This is a genomic window from Streptomyces sp. SLBN-118, assembly GCF_006715635.1.
In the GTDB taxonomy this organism is placed as follows: domain Bacteria; phylum Actinomycetota; class Actinomycetes; order Streptomycetales; family Streptomycetaceae; genus Streptomyces.
On the sequence record NZ_VFNP01000001.1, the window covers coordinates 444,588 to 461,288 of the forward strand.

At 68.7% G+C, this 16,701-nt stretch carries 12 protein-coding genes; 7 read left to right on the forward strand and 5 right to left on the reverse strand.

Going from position 1 to position 16,701, the window contains the following annotated elements; genetic code table 11:
- Positions 1–36 precede the first annotated feature (36 nt).
- A complete protein-coding gene (locus FBY35_RS02195; RefSeq protein ID WP_142212149.1) occupies positions 37–2,157 on the forward strand; it encodes a carbon starvation CstA family protein in 2,121 nt (706 codons plus the stop codon).
- Complete coding sequence (locus FBY35_RS02200) at positions 2,154–2,342, forward strand: YbdD/YjiX family protein (protein WP_142212150.1); 189 nt, start codon at positions 2,154–2,156, stop codon at positions 2,340–2,342. The genes FBY35_RS02195 and FBY35_RS02200 overlap by 4 nt, the downstream gene beginning before the upstream one ends.
- Positions 2,343–2,436: 94 nt before the next feature.
- On the opposite strand, the gene FBY35_RS02205 is transcribed toward FBY35_RS02200, so the two are convergent.
- On the reverse strand, positions 2,437–2,703 hold the full coding sequence (locus FBY35_RS02205; RefSeq protein ID WP_142212151.1) for a hypothetical protein: 267 nt from the start codon (positions 2,701–2,703) through the stop codon (positions 2,437–2,439).
- Positions 2,700–3,335: a ParA family protein gene (locus FBY35_RS02210; RefSeq protein ID WP_142212152.1), complete on the reverse strand. Its 636-nt coding sequence runs from the start codon at positions 3,333–3,335 to the stop codon at positions 2,700–2,702. Before FBY35_RS02210 ends, FBY35_RS02205 begins: the two co-directional genes overlap by 4 nt.
- Positions 3,336–3,843: 508 nt before the next feature.
- On the opposite strand from FBY35_RS02210, the gene katG reads away from it, so the two are divergent.
- Together katG and FBY35_RS02220 are read left to right on the forward strand one after the other, a co-directional pair.
- On the forward strand, positions 3,844–6,033 hold the full coding sequence (katG, locus tag FBY35_RS02215) for a catalase/peroxidase HPI (RefSeq protein ID WP_142212153.1): 2,190 nt from the start codon (positions 3,844–3,846) through the stop codon (positions 6,031–6,033).
- Positions 6,034–6,222: 189 nt separating this feature from the next.
- Positions 6,223–7,839, forward strand: coding sequence for a phospholipase D family protein (locus FBY35_RS02220; protein ID WP_142212154.1), 1,617 nt, complete (start codon positions 6,223–6,225; stop codon positions 7,837–7,839).
- A gap of 101 nt (positions 7,840–7,940) precedes the next feature.
- On the opposite strand, the gene FBY35_RS02225 is transcribed toward FBY35_RS02220, so the two are convergent.
- From FBY35_RS02225 to FBY35_RS02235, 3 genes are all read right to left on the reverse strand, one after another.
- The gene (locus tag FBY35_RS02225; protein ID WP_260848475.1) at positions 7,941–8,660 is read right to left on the reverse strand and encodes a DUF429 domain-containing protein; all 720 of its coding nucleotides are present in this window, start codon (positions 8,658–8,660) and stop codon (positions 7,941–7,943) included.
- A complete protein-coding gene (locus FBY35_RS02230; RefSeq protein WP_142212155.1) occupies positions 8,650–9,324 on the reverse strand; it encodes a protein-L-isoaspartate(D-aspartate) O-methyltransferase in 675 nt (224 codons plus the stop codon). Before FBY35_RS02230 ends, FBY35_RS02225 begins: the two co-directional genes overlap by 11 nt.
- A gap of 283 nt (positions 9,325–9,607) precedes the next feature.
- Positions 9,608–10,189, reverse strand: a complete 582-nt coding sequence (locus tag FBY35_RS02235) for a GNAT family N-acetyltransferase (protein ID WP_142212156.1) — start codon at positions 10,187–10,189, stop codon at positions 9,608–9,610.
- Between the two features lie 998 nt (positions 10,190–11,187).
- Between FBY35_RS02235 and FBY35_RS02240 the strand changes: the two genes are divergently transcribed.
- The 3 genes from FBY35_RS02240 to FBY35_RS02250 all read left to right on the forward strand — a co-directional run bounded on the left by FBY35_RS02240 (position 11,188) and on the right by FBY35_RS02250 (position 16,692).
- On the forward strand, positions 11,188–12,528 hold the full coding sequence (locus FBY35_RS02240) for an MFS transporter (protein WP_142212157.1): 1,341 nt from the start codon (positions 11,188–11,190) through the stop codon (positions 12,526–12,528).
- 3 nt (positions 12,529–12,531) lie between these two features.
- A complete protein-coding gene (locus FBY35_RS02245) occupies positions 12,532–14,394 on the forward strand; it encodes an alpha/beta fold hydrolase (RefSeq protein ID WP_313904637.1) in 1,863 nt (620 codons plus the stop codon).
- Positions 14,395–14,721: 327 nt separating this feature from the next.
- Positions 14,722–16,692, forward strand: a complete 1,971-nt coding sequence (locus FBY35_RS02250) for a RiPP maturation radical SAM C-methyltransferase (protein ID WP_142212158.1) — start codon at positions 14,722–14,724, stop codon at positions 16,690–16,692.
- The last annotated feature ends 9 nt before the right edge of the window (positions 16,693–16,701 follow it).

Sequence of the window (16,701 nt, forward strand, 5' to 3'; positions counted from 1 at the left end):
CCCTTCACCCCTGCCCCGCCGAGCCGAGGATCCTCCATGCCAAAAACCATCCAACTCCGTCCGAAATACATTGTTTTGTGGACTTTTGTCGCCCTGCTCGGCGCCTTCGCCTGGGGCATGGTGGCCCTGGCCCGGGGCGAGGAGATCTCCGCCATCTGGCTGGTGGTCGCGGCGCTGGGTTCGTATGCCATCGCGTACCGCTTCTACTCACGCTTCATCGCCCGGCGCGTGCTGAACCTCGACGACAGCCGGGCCACCCCCGCCGAGCGGCTGGAGGACGGGGTCGACTTCCAGCCGACCGACCGCCGGGTCCTGCTGGGCCACCATTTCGCGGCGATCGCCGGGGCCGGCCCCCTGGTCGGGCCGGTGCTCGCGGCCCAGATGGGGTACCTGCCGGGGACCATCTGGATCGTCGTCGGCGTGATCTTCGCCGGGGCGGTGCAGGACATGGTGGTGCTCTTCCTGTCCATGCGCCGTGACGGCAAGAGCCTGGGCCAGATGGCACGCGAGGAAGTCGGCAAGGTCGGCGGGGCGGCCGCGCTGATCGCGGTCTTCGTCATCATGATCATCCTGCTGGGTGTGCTGGCGCTGGTCGTCGTCAACGCCCTCGCCCACTCCCCCTGGGGCACCTTCTCGGTCGCCATGACCATCCCCATCGCCCTCTTCATGGGCTTCTACATGCAATACCTGCGCCCCGGACGGGTCACCGAGACCAGCCTGATCGGTGTCGCGCTGCTGCTCCTCGCCATCGTCGGCGGGGGCTGGATCGAGAACTCCTCACTCGCGGACGCCTTCACATGGAGCCCCACGACGCTCGTCTTCTGCCTGGCCGGCTACGGATTCGTCGCCTCCGTCCTGCCGGTGTGGATGCTGCTCGCGCCGCGCGACTACCTCTCCACCTTCATGAAGATCGGCACCATCGCGCTGCTGGCGGTCGGCGTGCTGGTGGCGGCGCCCACGCTGAAGGCTGACGCGGTGAGCGACTTCGCCACCTCCGGCACCGGACCGGTCTTCGCGGGCTCCCTCTTCCCGTTCCTGTTCATCACCATCGCCTGCGGCGCGCTGTCCGGCTTCCACGCCCTGGTCGCGTCCGGGACCACCCCGAAGCTGATCCAGAAGGAATCCCAGGTACGGATGATCGGCTACGGCGCGATGCTGATGGAGTCGTTCGTCGCCGTCATGGCCCTGATCGCCGCCTCAGTCCTCGACCCGGGGTTGTACTACGCGATGAACGCCCCCGCGGGACTGCTCGGAGCCACTGCCGAATCCGCCTCCCAGGCGGTGGCGGGCCTCGGCTTCACCGTCACTCCCGACCAGTTGACCGCCGCCGCGAAGGCGGTGGAGGAGCAGACGCTGATAGCCCGCTCCGGCGGTGCGCCGACACTGGCTGTGGGAATGTCGGAGATCTTTTCCGGGATCTTCGGCGGGGCCGCGATGAAGGCCTTCTGGTACCACTTCGCGATCATGTTCGAGGCGCTGTTCATCCTCACCACGGTCGACGCGGGCACCCGGGTGGGCCGCTTCATGCTCCAGGACATGCTCGGCAACGTCTGGAAGCCGATCGGCCGCGTCAACTGGAAGCCGGGCATCTGGATCACCAGTGCACTGGTCGTGACCGCCTGGGGCTACTTCCTCTACACCGGCGCCACCGACCCGCTCGGCGGGATCAACCAGCTCTTCCCGCTCTTCGGCATCGCCAACCAACTCCTCGCCGCCGTCGCCCTCACCGTCTGCACCACCGTCCTGGTCAAGTCCGGACGGCGGCGCTGGGCCTGGGTCACGGCCGTCCCGCTGGCTTGGGTGGTCGCCGTCACCTTCACCGCCGGCTGGCAGAAGATCTTCTCCGACGACCCACGCGTCGGCTTCTTCGCCCAGCGGCAGAAGTACGCCGACGGCATTGACGCCGGCACCGTCCTTCCTCCCGCCAAGACCATGGACGACATGCACACCGTGGTCACCAACTCAACCGTCGACGGTGTCCTCATCGCCGTCTTCCTCGTGCTGGTCGCGACCGTGATCGCCAACGCGGCCGTGGTGTGCGTCCGCGCCCTGCGCTCGCCCTCCCCGCTGCCGCTCACGGAGGCGCCGTATGTCGCCTCGCAGATCGAAGCACCGGTGCCGGGGCCCCGCAAGGAGCTTGCCGGAGCCCGCGAATGACGCTCCGCCAAGTGTTGGACGGACTGCGTTGGTACGTACGGGAGTTCACCGGCGAGGCCGCCTACGACCGCTACTGCGACCGTCACCGCCGCAACCGTCCAGGCGCCCCCGTCCCCACCCGCCGGGAGTACGAGCAGCTGCGCATCCAGCACCGGGAGACCCACCCGAGCAGCCGCTGCTGCTGACCGGGCAATGGTGCCGCGCCGGGAAAACGGCGCGGCACCTGGCGGGTGTACCGCCGTTCGACGCATCCTCCGGGCTGCCGTGCCGGGTCGAGGCCTACGGCTCCGTATGCCGGGCGCCGTCCATGGATCGCGGCACGGCCGAGGGGGTGCCGGCCAAGGTCCGCAGGACTGTCGTGCCGGCGAGCACCAGCGCCGAGACCGGCAGACTGGCCCATCGCGTCAGGTCGCGCTGCAGGTCCGGGTCCACTTCGATGGTCATCCGGAGGTACCTGCTGTTGACTGTGAAGACCTTGGAGGACCGGGCAGCGACGTCCCCTCCGCGCTGCAATGCCGCGCGGTACCTGTCCTTGCGCTCTTTCATGCCTGTTCCTGACGCTTGATGAGTTCATCGGCGAGGTCCATGTACGCCGACCCCTCGGCCCGTACCGGACTTCCGAACGACTGGGCGTACAGCTCGAGCCGCGCGATCTGGGTGTCAAGCACCACGAACCCCAATTCGGTGAGCGCCTCACGGGCGTCGGCATCGGGGCCGGTGCGTGTGGCGTCGGGACGATTGGTCCGGTTCAGGAGGACCGCACTGCGGGCCGGCTCGGCGCGCAGGGACTGGACGTCGTCCATCTCGGACCGGATTGGCGCCATCCGGTCCAGTTCGATGGGAGCGGGGGTCACCGGGACGATCCACTCGCCCGCGTACTTCATGATGCTGCGGGCGATGCGCGGATGGTCCTCCAGCTGCGGCGCATCGAGCACCACAGCCTGCCGATTGCCCAGGAAGTCGTTCACGCGGCGGTGCACGTCACCCACGGGCAGGGCGATGACGGGGAACGGAAAGCCGTCGGCCAGTTCGCTCCAGCGCAGTGCGGAGGAGGCCGGGTCGCCGTCGACCAGCAGCGGCGAGTAGCCCGACTCGTGAAGCGCGTGGGCGAGCCATACGGCGCTGGTCGTCTTGCCGACTCCAGGCTTGAGATTCACAAAGGCACAGCTCAGCGGCATGGGAGCCGACCCTAACGGGCATGATCGACTGCGTGGGTTCGACGCGAGTGCGAAGGCTCGCGTTTCACTCGCAAGCAGTCAGGAACCGCACTTCGGACGCCGGTCCATCTTGCACCGCCCGGCCCACACCCTCGCCCTGCCATGCCACGCCTGCGCACGCTCTCCGACAGGACCGGCCAGGACGCGCCGCCACCGTGAGGGGACAGGCCAGTGGATGCCACCGGCTTGTTCCACTGAACGGTATATGGCATTCCCAGGCCAAGCAGCAGGACCCGAAAGTCGCCCACCAAAGCGGTGAATAAGCTCGCAGAGTAGTGTAGCCGTGGGAATATGCAATTGACTTGGGCCGTGAGCGACGTTTTCGCGAAGGCATGCAAATAGAATCCTGATCGCAGGTTCACGGCTCCATTGCCAGCTCCACATTGACTGCCCCGGGGTCGGCGAGGCGTGTCCCCCGGCCGGTGGCAGCCAGCACAAGGAAACACCGAGACAGGAAGAAGGACCCGTCGTGTCCGGCAGCGAAAGCGAGAACCCAGTAATCCCCTCCCCCACCCCCACGCCGACTCGGCCCAGGACAAACCGGGACTGGTGGCCGAACCAGCTGGACCTACAGGTTCTCCACCAGCACTCGCCCCGGTCCAATCCGATGGGCGGGGACTTCGACTACGCGGAAGAGTTCAAGACTCTCGACCCCGACGCGCTGAAGCGGGACATCTTCGAGGTGATGACGACATCGCAGGATTGGTGGCCTGCCGACTACGGCCACTACGGGCCGCTCCTGATCCGGATGAGTTGGCATGCCGCAGGAACGTACCGCATCGCCGATGGTCGGGGCGGCGGCGGCTCCGGCGCTCAGCGCTTTGCCCCCCTCAACAGCTGGCCGGACAACGCGAGCCTCGACAAGGCTCGCCGGTTGCTCTGGCCGGTCAAGCAGAAGTACGGCCGGAAAATCTCCTGGGCCGACCTTCTGATCTTCGCCGGCAACTGTGCCATGGAATCGATGGGGTTCAAGACGTTCGGGTTCGGCTTCGGGCGAGAAGACATCTGGGAGCCCGAGGAAATCTTCTGGGGGCCTGAGGACACCTGGCTCGGAGATGAGCGCTACAGCGGCGACAGGGAACTCGGGGGTCCTTTCGGCGCCGTGCAGATGGGCCTGATCTACGTGAATCCGGAGGGGCCCAACGGCAACCCGGATCCGTTGGCTGCCGCGCGGGACATTCGCGAGACTTTCGGCCGTATGGCGATGAATGACGAGGAGACCGTCGCGCTCATCGTGGGCGGCCACACGTTCGGCAAGTGCCATGGTGCGGTCGATTCCCGGTACATCGGTCCGGAACCCGAGGCTTCCCCCCTGGAGGAGCAGGGCCTCGGCTGGAGGAACACCTTCGGCAGCGGCACGGGCGCCCACACGCTCACCAGCGGGCTGGAGGGCGCATGGACCAACGAGCCGACGAAGTGGGACAGCGGATACCTGGACAACCTGTTCACGTACGAATGGGAGCTGACGACGAGCCCCGCCGGTGCGAAGCAGTGGACACCCAAGGATCCCGCGGCCCAGGGCACCGTGCCGGATGCTCATGATCCGTCGAAGAGGCACGCCCCCATGATGCTGACGACAGACCTCTCGCTGAAGCTGGATCCCGTCTACGGGCCGATCGCGAAGCGCTTCCACGAGAATCCGGACGAGCTCGCGGAAGCGTTCGCGAAGGCGTGGTTCAAGCTGCTGCACCGCGACATGGGACCGATCTCGCGCTACCTCGGCCCCTGGGTTCCCGAGCCGCAGCTGTGGCAGGACCCGGTCCCCAAGGCCGATCACGAGCTGGTCGCGGACGAGGACATCGCTGCCCTCAAGGGCAGGATCCTCGCATCGGGGCTCTCCATCCCCCAGCTGGTCGCCACCGCTTGGGCGTCGGCGGCAAGCTTCCGCGGCACCGACAAGCGTGGCGGGGCCAACGGGGCACGGATCCGACTCGCGCCGCAAAGGGGCTGGGAGGTCAATGACACGCCCGAACTGACCAAGGTGCTGGAGACTCTTGAGCAGATCCGGCAGGACTTCAACCTCTCACAGTCCGATGGAACGAAGGTCTCTCTCGCTGACTTGATCGTCCTGGGCGGGTGCGCGGCCGTCGAGCAGGCGGCGAGAAACGCCGGGCACGAGATCACAGTCCCGTTCGTGCCGGGGCGCACGGACGCCTCGCAGGAGCAAACCGACGTCGAGTCGTTCGCCGTACTGGAACCGAGCGCAGATGGATTCCGCAACTACCTCCGAGCGGGAGAGAAGGCGGCGGCGGAGACTCTGCTGCTGGACCGGGCCAACCTGTTGACGCTCACCGCTCCCGAGATGACCGTTCTGATCGGCGGCATGCGGGCCCTCAACGCCAACTTCGGGCAATCACAACACGGCGTCTTCACCAATCGGCCCGAGACATTGACCAATGACTTCTTCGTCAACCTGCTCGACATGGGCACGGAGTGGAAGGCATCTGCCTCGGTTGAGAATGTATTCGAAGGTCGGGATCGCGCCACGGGAGAGGTCAAGTGGACCGCCACCCCCGTCGACCTCGTCTTCGGTTCCCACTCCCAGCTCCGAGCCGTCTCGGAGGTCTACGCGTGCGAGGACGCGAAAGAGAAGTTCGTGCGTGACTTCGTGGCCGCGTGGGACAAGGTCATGACCCTCGATCGGTTCGACCTCGTCTGAGTCCGATGTCCGGGTCGGCCGCTCATCGGCCGACCCGGTCGGTCGCGATCTGTTGCCGGACGGGTTGCGGTCGGGGCTGTTCGGGGCGGCCCGTAGGCGGCCTTGACCGGCCGCGGCGCGATGAGCTCCGGATGAGCGGGCCGGAATCGGGTAGCCGCAGGGGAGACCGAACGCCAAAGGCCCCTTGCTGTGGAACTCACCGACTGGCTGCTGACATCCGGCGAACGCGGTAACGCCGCGACCCGCCTGGACGACCGCCGACGGGACCGGGCTGCGTGGTCGGAGGGCAACCATGTCCGGCCGCTGGTCCACGGCGCGACGTACTTCAGGGCACTTCTCTCCGCGATCCGCTCGCAGCGGGCCGGTGACCTTCTGCTGTTCACCGACTGGCGCGGCGATCCCGGCGAACGGCTGGAGGGCGAGGGCAGCGAGATCGGCGCCGTGCTGGGGGAGGCTGCCGGGCGCGGTGTGATCGTCAAAGGGCTGGTCTGGCGCTCCCACCTGGACCGCTTCGATTTCAGCGAGACCGAGAACCGTCATCTCGGCGAAGAGATCGAGGCGGCGGGCGGCGAGTGCCTGCTGGACATGCGAGTACGCCCCGGCGGCTCACACCACCAGAAGCTGGTCGTGCTCAGACACCCCGGCCGCCCAGGACTCGACATCGCGTTCGTCGGCGGCATCGACCTGTGCCACAACCGCAACGACGACGCCGCTCATCGCGGTGACAGCCAGTCGCAGCCCATGGCCGCGGCGTACGGACCGCACCCGCCGTGGCACGACGTCCAGCTCGCGATACGTGGGCCGGCGGTCGGTGACCTCGAGGCCGGCTTCCGCGAACGCTGGGAGGACCCTGCCCCGCTCAGCCGCAGCCCGCTCACCCGCCTGCGCGAGCTCATACACCGCGAGGACACGGACGCGGATGCGCTGCCGCCCCAGTTGCCTGACCCCGAACCCTGCGGCACGCACACCGTCCAAGTGCTGCGCACGTACCCCAACCGCCTGCTGCGCGGCTACGCCTACGCCCCGGACGGTGAGCGCAGTATCGCGCGCAGCTACCTCAAGGCACTGAGGCGCGCCCGGGCACTGATCTACGTGGAGGACCAGTACCTGTGGTCCCCACACGTGGTGCAGTGCTTCGCCCGGGCCCTGGCGGACAACTCCGGTCTGCGCCTGATCGCGGTCGTCCCCTCCTTCCCCGAACAGGACGGCCGTCTCACACTGCCGATGAACCTGATCGGCCGGATATCGGCCCTGGAGAGACTTCGACGCGCGGGTGGCCCGCGCGTCGCCGTATACGGGCTGGAGAACCACGCCGGGACTCCGGTGTACGTGCACGCCAAGGTGTGTGTGATCGACGATGTGTGGACCTCGGTCGGATCCGACAACATCAACCTCCGCTCCTGGACCCACGACTCCGAACTCAACTGCGCCGTCCTGGACGGGACACGAGACCCCTGGGAGCCGCGTGACCCCGGAGGTCTCGGGGACGGCGCGCGCACCTTCGCCAGGAACCTGCGGCTGGAACTGTCCCGCGAGCACCTGGACCGGGGAGAAACAGACGCTGCGCACACGCCCGACGTTCTCTGCGACCCCGGGAGCGCCTTCGACGCCTTCGCGGAAACCGCAGCCGCGCTGGACTCCTGGTGCGACCGCGGGCAGCGCGGTCCAAGGCCACCCGGGCGCCTTCGCACCTACCACCCGCCGCGCCTCTCCCGGACGGTGAAGGCGCTCTCCCTGCCCTTGTACCGGCTTGTGGTCGACCCGGACGGCCGGCCCCTGCGGCTGCGTCGCCACAACTCGTACTGACCCTGCGGACCAGGAGCCGGCCGGCGATGCCGCCTCGAACGTCGAGGTTCTCGACTCCGCCCACTCAGTGCCGTCGTCCAGTACCACGTCTTCCGCCGGTGTCAGTACCAGATCGCGATCGGCCGCCCCCTGCAGTCGTGTTGGGGCGGGTCCGGGAGGCTGTGCGCGCGGCGCTGGGCGATCCGGTGTGCGCTCCATGCCGCGGCGGCCGCGTCCAGCACGTCGTCCGGCGGCACACGTCCCGCGTCCCCCAGGTCGTCGGGGAGGACGATGCCGGCGGCCTTGAGGAGCGAGCGCCGAGCCATCTGCCCCGCCCAGCTCTTCTTGCGGTGCGGGAGCGGTGTACTCCCCGCCAGCGCCCAGAACGACACCTCGGGGTGCACTTCGAAGAGGCGGTCGCCACCGGCGTCCGCCAAAAAGCCGTTCGCCTCGCGGAGTTTGGCGGCCAGCCCCCAGGTCTGGCGGCTCAGGCCGGCACCGGTGAGTTCCCGGCACCGACGGTTCGCGCCCTCGTACTGCTCCTCCTGCCACACCGCGTGCGGCGGCACCCGAAAGACGCTGCCTCGCAGTTTGCCCAACAGGGCCGCCGCCTCCGTGTCCGCGAGCCGCCACCCCACGTCGAGCAGTCCCAGCGGGATGTCGACGCCCACGACCTCGATGCCGCTGCCGGCGCCGGTCCCGGGCTCGCCCGCCTCGCGCAGCAGCGAGCGAAGATCGGCGCCCAGACGTGCCCCCTCGAATCGACCGTCCCGGAGTTCGACCGCAACCCACCCGGCCGGGCACGCATCGACGCCGAGGACCGTCACCATGTCACTCAGCATCCCCGAAACGGGACGTCGGCGGATATCCGTAGCGCCCATATAGACGGACGAAGTGGGCCGCTGTCACGACCCGTCGGCGCACGAGGCCGTGGGCCGTCCGCTCGTACAGCTCGACCTCCTCCTGACCGCCCGGGCCGATCGGCTGGACCAGACGGCCCCCGATCCGCAGCTGTTCGACAAGCGGCGGCGGCACCTTGGGGAAGGCGGCGCAGACGATGACGGCGTCGTAGGGGGCGTGGCCGGCCATGCCGAGGGTGCCGTCGCCGACGACGATTTCGACGTTCTGGACACCCTCGTCGGCGAGGTTGCCCCGGGCCTTCTCCGCCATGTCCGGCCACAGCTCGACGCTCACGACGTACGTGGCGAGCCGGGCCAGCAGCGCGGTTTGGAAGCCGTATCCGGTACCGATTTCCAGGATGCGCTCGCTCCCGGCGAGGCCGAGGGCAGCGATCATCATGGCCACGAGGGAGGGCTGAGTGGTCACCTGACCGTGGCTGATGGGAATCGGAACGTCCGCGTACGCCAGCGCGTGGTGGGAGGCGGGGACGAATGCCGAGCGCGGGGTGACGCGCATAACCTGCAACAGGCGCTCATCCACCACGCCGAGGGCACGGGCGGTACTGACCAGATCTTCAGGGGTGAGACCGGGGCTGGGCTGGGGCATCGTGTCCGCCTCCGGTCAAGGTTACCGGGAGCGGCCTTTCAGCCACGCCGATGCCGAACCCCGAATTCCGGGCTGCGGGCTGCGGGCTGCGGGCTGCGGGCTGCCGGACAGAAGTTCATCCATGGGGCGCCATACCGTCCCCGTCCGCCGATGGTGATCGACACACTGGGGCCCACAGCCACCGGGTTGCCGGGTGCCGCCGGCGACGACCGATCCCAACAGGGAGCCGGTGCTGCTCGACGACGCCCACCCCGGCCCCTGCCGCTGCCGGCCCAGCCGGGCGTCACCAGAGCTTGTCCGTCTCTCCTGGATAGAGCTCGATGCGGCTGTGGTAGAACGATGTTTGGGCCTGCCTGGCCTTGGCCGAGAAGAAGGCGGCCATGGTGACCTTGTCGAAGCCGGGCAGATCGCTGGGGAAGGGAGCCTGCGGTGTTCCCCCGATGAGTACGGCCCCCGGTAGAAGGTGCCAGCCGGCGCTCTCGTAGAACGCCAGAAGCGGGCGGTCGCAGGTGAACACCCCCAGGTCCAGTCCCTGGGTGGCCATCGTCTCCCGGGCCACTGCCACCAGGCGCCGGCCATACCCGCGACCACGAGCTTCCCGGCTCGTCACCACCGTGCTCAGCCCACCGGCGGCGTAGCGCCGACCGGCGTGGACGATCTCCTTGAACAGGATGTCCAGCGCGGCCAGCACCGAGCCCTCCTCCACCAGCAGCATCGACAACGGCCGCAGCAGAGGATCGTGGGTGGACGCATCGGCAGGGGTCACCGAGACACGCGCGGACGGCCACGCCTGCTCCTGGATCTCCCGCACCTGGACGCGCAACTCGGATGGAGTGGCCTCTTCGGGGAACGACAGGATCTGCACCCGCTGATTCTGTCCACACACCACGCGAGCGCAAGCGGTTTTCGTGGCGGACACCAGCTGCGGCACGATCGCCGGGTTCCGGCGTTCCGGAATCTGTGACCAACCGTCGCGCGGCGCACCGAAAGTCGCAGCGAATTTGTGTTCAACCCGCCTTCGACGGTCCCCGGAGGCACTGGAGCCCCGGCGGGCGCCGTGCCGCAAGGTCCGGACGGGTTGAAGCCCTCGGTCAAGGCCGTGGCGGTCCTCGTCGCGGTCGTCGTGCTGATCATCCTGGTGGCGGTGCTGTGAAGTAGCGCCCAAGCGCCCAGTCCGGAGCGAGCCGAGCCCGCGCGTCCGCGGCGACGCATGGGCGTCGACCCGGCTGCGGAGCAGGGTCGTGCGGGGCGTTACTGTGGCGGAGGAGCCCAGGGTGACTCGGGCGCAGTCTTGTGCCCTGTGTGGTCTGCAGCCCTGCGTTCAATCCGAGCCAATACTGGCAACCGCCCGCCAGACCTCTGAGGTTCTCCCGTTCGGGCCCCGTAATTCTCAGGAGCAACAGCAGCCCCTCCCCCATCGGCCAACGACCGCTGGCCGTAGGAGTTTGCGGAGACAAACGCAACGATCATTTCCGTGGACACGCACTCTTCTGGAGTTCGGTCCGGAATGCGGGCAGGACACACCGGGATGAGGATGCGTTCAAGATCAGCATGGGCGCGGGCATATGCCGGTGCGAAGTGGAATGGCGGAAGCCGCAGTTCAGGGGCAGCCGAACTCGCGTCGCGACCAGCGACTCCCGGCCCCGCCCGGGTAAGCGCCGAACCTGTCAGCCGTCCCTGTACAGGGACGGCTGTCGGCCATTTCGCCACTGGTTCCAGCCTCTTCAGGACCCTTGTGGGTCGCGTTTCGGCGTGACTAGGCTCCGTTCGATTTCAATTCCCGCACATTTCCCGCACATTTGAGTGCCGCTTAGGCATCTCTCCTGAACGGGTCTCTTGTGCGGCGGCTCGAAGGGGGCAGGCATGGAGCAAGCCTCGGTGTCCGGCGACCCGGACGGCGCAGGCTTACGCAAACCGCCGACGGCACCATCGGCGGAATGCAAGCTGCATTCTGCGACGCGGGACGTCCGGCTGCTGTGGTCCGCGAACGCGGCCGACGCGCTCGGCACGCACATGTCGACCGTCGCCTTCCCCTTGCTGCTTCTAGGACTCGGCTACACACCTGCGACAGTCGGCCTCCTCGCCGGTGCGGGCCTGCTCGTGGCCCTGGTGTGCGGCCCAGTCGTGGCGGTTGCGGCCGACCGGGGCTTACGCAAGCCCGTGATGGTCACCTCCGCAGCCCTCGCGGCCACGGCCATGGCTGCGGTGGCCGCGTCCGTCGTCAGCGGGCAGCCACCACTCGGTCTGCTCCTCGGGGCCTTCTTGGCGGAACGCATCGCCACCGCATGCTTCGAGGCCGCGGCCCGCGGCACCATCGCGCTGGTCTCCGCGCCGCAGGACCTCCCGCGGGTGGTGGCGGGCCTCGAAGCGGGCGACCGTGCCGCGCTGGTGGCCGGCCCCGCCCTCGGCGGAATGCTCTACCAGATCTCCCGCACCATCCCTTTCGCGGCCGACGCCGCCTCCTACGTGGTGACCGCCCTGTGCGTGCGGTTCATGCGCTCCGACCTGCGAGCAACAAGCCCCACCACGCCCCCGCCCGCTACGGCCGAGGCGATGAGCACCGAAACTCCAGACCCCTGCAGCGGCAGCGCCTTGCGAGCGCTTCCCGCCTTCGCGCGGGAGGCGTTCGCCGGATTCGCCCTGCTGCGGAGCGCCCCTCGGCTGCGGCTGGTCATGGCCTGGACGACGACCGTCAACGCCGCGCTGTCCGCCCTGTACTTCACCGCCGTCTTCACCCTCCAGGCCGGCGGGGGAGGCGCGGCCATGGGAGTGGTGCTGGCGCTGTCCGGAGCAGCCGGACTCGTCGGCTCCGTCATGGCACCGGCACTGGTGCGACGGCTCGGCGGCGCGCGAACGCTCGTCGGGGTCACCTGGCTGATGGTGCTGCCGTCAGGAGGACTGGCATTCGCCGAAGGGCCCTGGGCGTACGGGCTCTGCTTCGGCACCTTCTGCCTGATCCTCGCGCCGGCCACCGTGGTCATCCAGGCCGCCGCCATCGCCGACACCCCCTCCCATCTCCAGGCGAGAACCGGAGCGGTACTCGCCACGGCCGCCATCGGCGCCGCGGCAGTAAGCCCGGTGCTCGCCGGGGCGCTCGTCACTCATGACGGCCCTGCCCCCTCCGCGGTGGTCTGCGCCGCCGCCCTCGCACTCCTGGCGCTGTTCACCTCCGTGCGCGCCGGACGTCTGAAGACCGGAGGCTGACCGGTGACCGAACCCCTCACAGCAGGCACGCCGCAGCCCCCCGCCCCGGACAACGCTGGGCGACCCGGCTCGCGCTACCAGACCTACCGCAGCGAGCTGCCCGAGGTGTGCGCAACCGATCCCACCCGTATGGCATTCACCGCCGACGCCGACGGCCGGTGCGAGGTGTTCACCTGGAACGCAGCCACCGGCCGGGCCCGCCAGGTCACCGACCGCCCGCGCGGCACACTGCACACCGCCATCGACCGCGACGGACACGTGTGGTGGTTCGACGAGGACGCAAACGGGCTCGGACGCTGGATGTTCCAGCCCTTCGACGGCGGGCCCGACCTGCCAGGCCTCAGAGGCGTCCCGCCCGGCGTCGCTCGCGGCCTGGGAGTCGCCGAAGACGCCACCGTCGCCATGGCTGTGGGCACGGGCACGGGCACGGAGACGGGCACCACCATCCACATCGGACCGCGCGGCGCACAGGCCCGGCCGGTGGCCCAGGTCGACGGTCACGCAGCCCTCGCGGGCATCTCACCCAACGGGCAGTACCTGGCGATCAGCGGGCCGGCAGGCGCCGCCCGCGCGGTGACCGTCATCTCGCCGAGCGGCACCGTCCAGGCGGTTCTGCCCGGCGGCCCCGGCGGCAGCCAACTGTGGGCGCTCGGTTTCTCCCCCATGGCGCAGCGCGAGCAACTTCTGCTCGTCCAGCAGCGCCACGACCGCTACGTGCTTGCCGGATGGCAGCCCGGCACCGGTCTGCGCATCTTCGACTGGTGCACCTTCGCCACGGAGATCACCGCCTCCTGGTACCCCGATCGCGCCTGCGTGCTCATCCGCCAGGACCGCCACGGCCGCAGCCACCTGCACCACGCAGACCTCGACACCCGCACGGTCACCCCGGTCCCGACCCCTGCCGGCACCTTGCTGGCCGCCGCCGCGCGGCCCGGCAACGATGTGCACTATCTGTGGACCTCCACCGCGCAGCCGCCGCGTATGCAGTCGACCGCGGGCCTGCCGCTGCCCCGGCTCGGAACGGTGGACGGCCACGTTCCGGGCGAGCACAGTGAGCTGTGGACATCGGGCATCGACGGGCCCGTGCACACCCTCCTCAGCCTTCCCGAGGGCATCTCACCAGCGCCGGCCGTCTTCCTTGTGCACGGCGGCCCCGCCGATCACGACCGCGACGCCTACGACGGCGTCGTGCACTCCCTGGTGGGCTCCGGGTTCGCGGTCGTTCGCGTCAACTACCGTGGCTCCACCGGCTACGGGCCACGATGGCGGCGCGCCTACACGGCCGGCGTCGGACTCACCCAGGTACAGGACCTGGCCGCCGTCCGCGCCGATCTGATCCGCCGCGCGCTCGTACGCGACGACGCCATCGCCCTGTGGGGCACTTCCTGGGGCGGCTACCTGACGCTGCTCGCACTCGGCGTCGACCCCGAACTCTGGCAGGCCGCCGTCGCGGTCAAACCCGTCGCCGATTGCGCCGCCGCCTACCGCACCACCACACCGGCGCTCCGCGCCCTCGACGAGCGCCTGTTCGGCGGCACACCCGACGAGGTGCCCGACGCCTACGCCCGCAGCTCCCCCATCCACTACGCGGGACTCGTACGCGCCCCGCTGCTGGTCGTCGCCGCCGAACGCGACGACAAATGCCCACCGGGGCAAGTCCGCGACTACCTCACCGCGCTCAACGACGCAGGCGTACGGCACGAGGAGATGTGGCTCGACACCGGCCACGACGGCTACGACGGCCAGGACCATGTCGCGGTTCTGCGCCGCGCCATCACCTTCCTCGACCACGAGCTGCGCGGAGCCCGTCGCACAACGAGCCGCAAGACTCCCGAGAGCCGCACTCGGACCACAGCGAACCCCTAGACGTCCCGCTCCGACCGGAGGGGGATCCCGGCCGCACCGCCGTCCGCGAGAACGCCGGGACAGGCACCAAGCCAGGCACCACGGAGAGGAGGCACACCGTGCAGAAGGACATCATCAACAACGACCCGCTGGCGGGTGACGAGGAGAACCGCAAGCCGAGCGTCGGGATCACCATCACGATCCCGTTCCGCAACGCCGAAGACTCCGAAGAGGACTGATCCGGATACCGGCCGGTCCGGCGTACCTGCCGGGCCGGCCGGTGCCCCACCCATCAACCCGGGCACCTGCCTGCGACGCAGCTTCCGCTCATACCCTCAAGGAGCCGACGTGCGAGTACTGCTGGTCAATATGCCGTGGTCCCCCATCGACCTGCCCTCACTCGCCCTCGGCATCCTCAAACGCAGCATCGACGAACGCGTCATAGGCGCCCGGGCCGAAGTGCTGCACGCCAACCTGGAATTCACCGACTGGATCACCAAGCGCACCGAATTCACCGCCGACGACTACGAGTACTACGCGCTTTCCTCCTACTTCATGGGATGCGGCGACTGGGTCTTCTCCTCCGCCCTCTACGACGACCCGGAGTGGAAGGAGGACGAGTTCACACAGGTGATGAGCAACCGACTGCGCAAGTCCCGGATGCGGATGACCAAGAAACTGCACCGGCAGGTACCGCAGTTCGTGGAGGAAATCGCACAGCGCATCGTCGATCACGCCCCGGACGTCGTCGGATTCACCTCCACCTTCCAGCAGAACACCGCCGCACTGGCAGCCGCCAGGCACGTCAAACGACTCGCACCGCACATCGTGACCGTCATGGGCGGCGCCAACTGCGACGCGGAACAAGGAGCCGCCGTCCACCGCAACTTCCTCTTTGTGGACCACGTCATCCGGGGCGAAGGAGAAACGGCCTTCCCTCAACTCGTGACCAGTCTCTCCGAAGGGCAGACCGACCTGTCCGCGATCCCGGGCCTGTGCCACCGCAAGGCCGACGGCACGAGCGTCGCCAACGCCATGGCCACCGCTCCGCTGCCGCCCGCCCACATCCTTCCACCCGACTACAGCGGCTACTTCGAGTGCCTTGCCTCCTCCGTCGCCCGCAACTGGGTCGAACCGAAGCTCGTCGTCGAAGGCGCCCGCGGCTGCTGGTGGGGTGAGAAGCACCACTGCACCTTCTGCGGACTGAACGGCTCCTTCATGCAGTTCCGCAGCAAGAGCCCCGAGGTGTTCTACGAAGAGATCATGGACCTTGCCAGGCGGCACCGCGTCCTGGACATGTACGTCGTGGACAACATCCTCGACATGGGCTATCTCAACACCGTGCTGCCACGCATCATCGAGAGCGGCTACGACCTGCGCCTGCACATCGAGATCAAGGCCAACATGCGCCGGTCCCAACTGCGCACCCTCTCCGACGCCGGACTGATCTACGTCCAGCCGGGCATCGAGAGCCTCAACAACCGGGTGCTGGACCTGATGGACAAGGGCGTCAGCGGCTGCCAGAACGTCCGCATGCTCCGCGACGGAGCCGAGACGGGCCTGTCGGTGTCATGGAACTACCTCCACGGATTCCCCGGTGAGAGCGCCGAGGACTACGCACCGATCATCGAACAGATCCCGGCCCTGGAACACCTCGATCCGCCCGTCGACATGTCCGCCCGTATCGCCATCGAACGGTTCAGCCCGTACTTCAACCGCCCCGAACTCGGCTTCACGGGCCTCAGGCCGGAGGCACACTACCGCTTCACCTACGACCTGCCCGAGCGGGAGCTGTACGACATGGCCTACGTCTTCGAGGCTCCCGCCCGCGGCATCGGCGAACCCACCGTCACCGCACTCAACGACGCGCTCGCCGGCTGGAAGAAGCACCACGTGGACGCCCGCCTCACCCACGCGGACCTCGGCGACCGCATCGTGCTGGTCAGTCGGCGCCGGGCGTTCGACTGGCGCGCGATCGAACTGACCGACCCCCTCGAAGTCGCGCTGTTCCGTCTCCTGGACCAGCCGCACGCACCGGCTGCCCTCACCCGCAAGGCAGCGGCACGTACTGCCGGGGACGCACATGGCCAGGACGAGGTACAGCACATCCTGGACCGCTGGACCGCCCTGGGGGTGCTCTTCACCGACGGAGGCCAGTACGTGCACATCGCCCCCGCCGCCGTCAACGAGGACCTGCTGCGCCTGGACTTCATGCGTCATCTGCACACGGCCGAGGCATTCACCACGCCCGAGAGCACGTCCGGCGGCGACATGTCCGCAACGGCGCTGCAGAGTGCCCAGCCGCCCCTGACGGTCTGACCCCCGATG

Coding starts and splice junctions, on each gene's coding strand:
- FBY35_RS02240 (WP_142212157.1), top strand. CDS start 11,188: ATGGAGCAAGCCTCGGTGTCCGGCGACCCGGACGGCGCAGGCTTACGC.
- FBY35_RS02230 (WP_142212155.1), bottom strand. CDS start 9,324: ATGCCCCAGCCCAGCCCCGGTCTCACCCCTGAAGATCTGGTCAGTACC.
- FBY35_RS02205 (WP_142212151.1), bottom strand. CDS start 2,703: ATGAAAGAGCGCAAGGACAGGTACCGCGCGGCATTGCAGCGCGGAGGG.
- FBY35_RS02210 (WP_142212152.1), bottom strand. CDS start 3,335: ATGCCGCTGAGCTGTGCCTTTGTGAATCTCAAGCCTGGAGTCGGCAAG.
- FBY35_RS02200 (WP_142212150.1), top strand. CDS start 2,154: ATGACGCTCCGCCAAGTGTTGGACGGACTGCGTTGGTACGTACGGGAG.
- FBY35_RS02195 (WP_142212149.1), top strand. CDS start 37: ATGCCAAAAACCATCCAACTCCGTCCGAAATACATTGTTTTGTGGACT.
- FBY35_RS02225 (WP_260848475.1), bottom strand. CDS start 8,660: ATGCTGAGTGACATGGTGACGGTCCTCGGCGTCGATGCGTGCCCGGCC.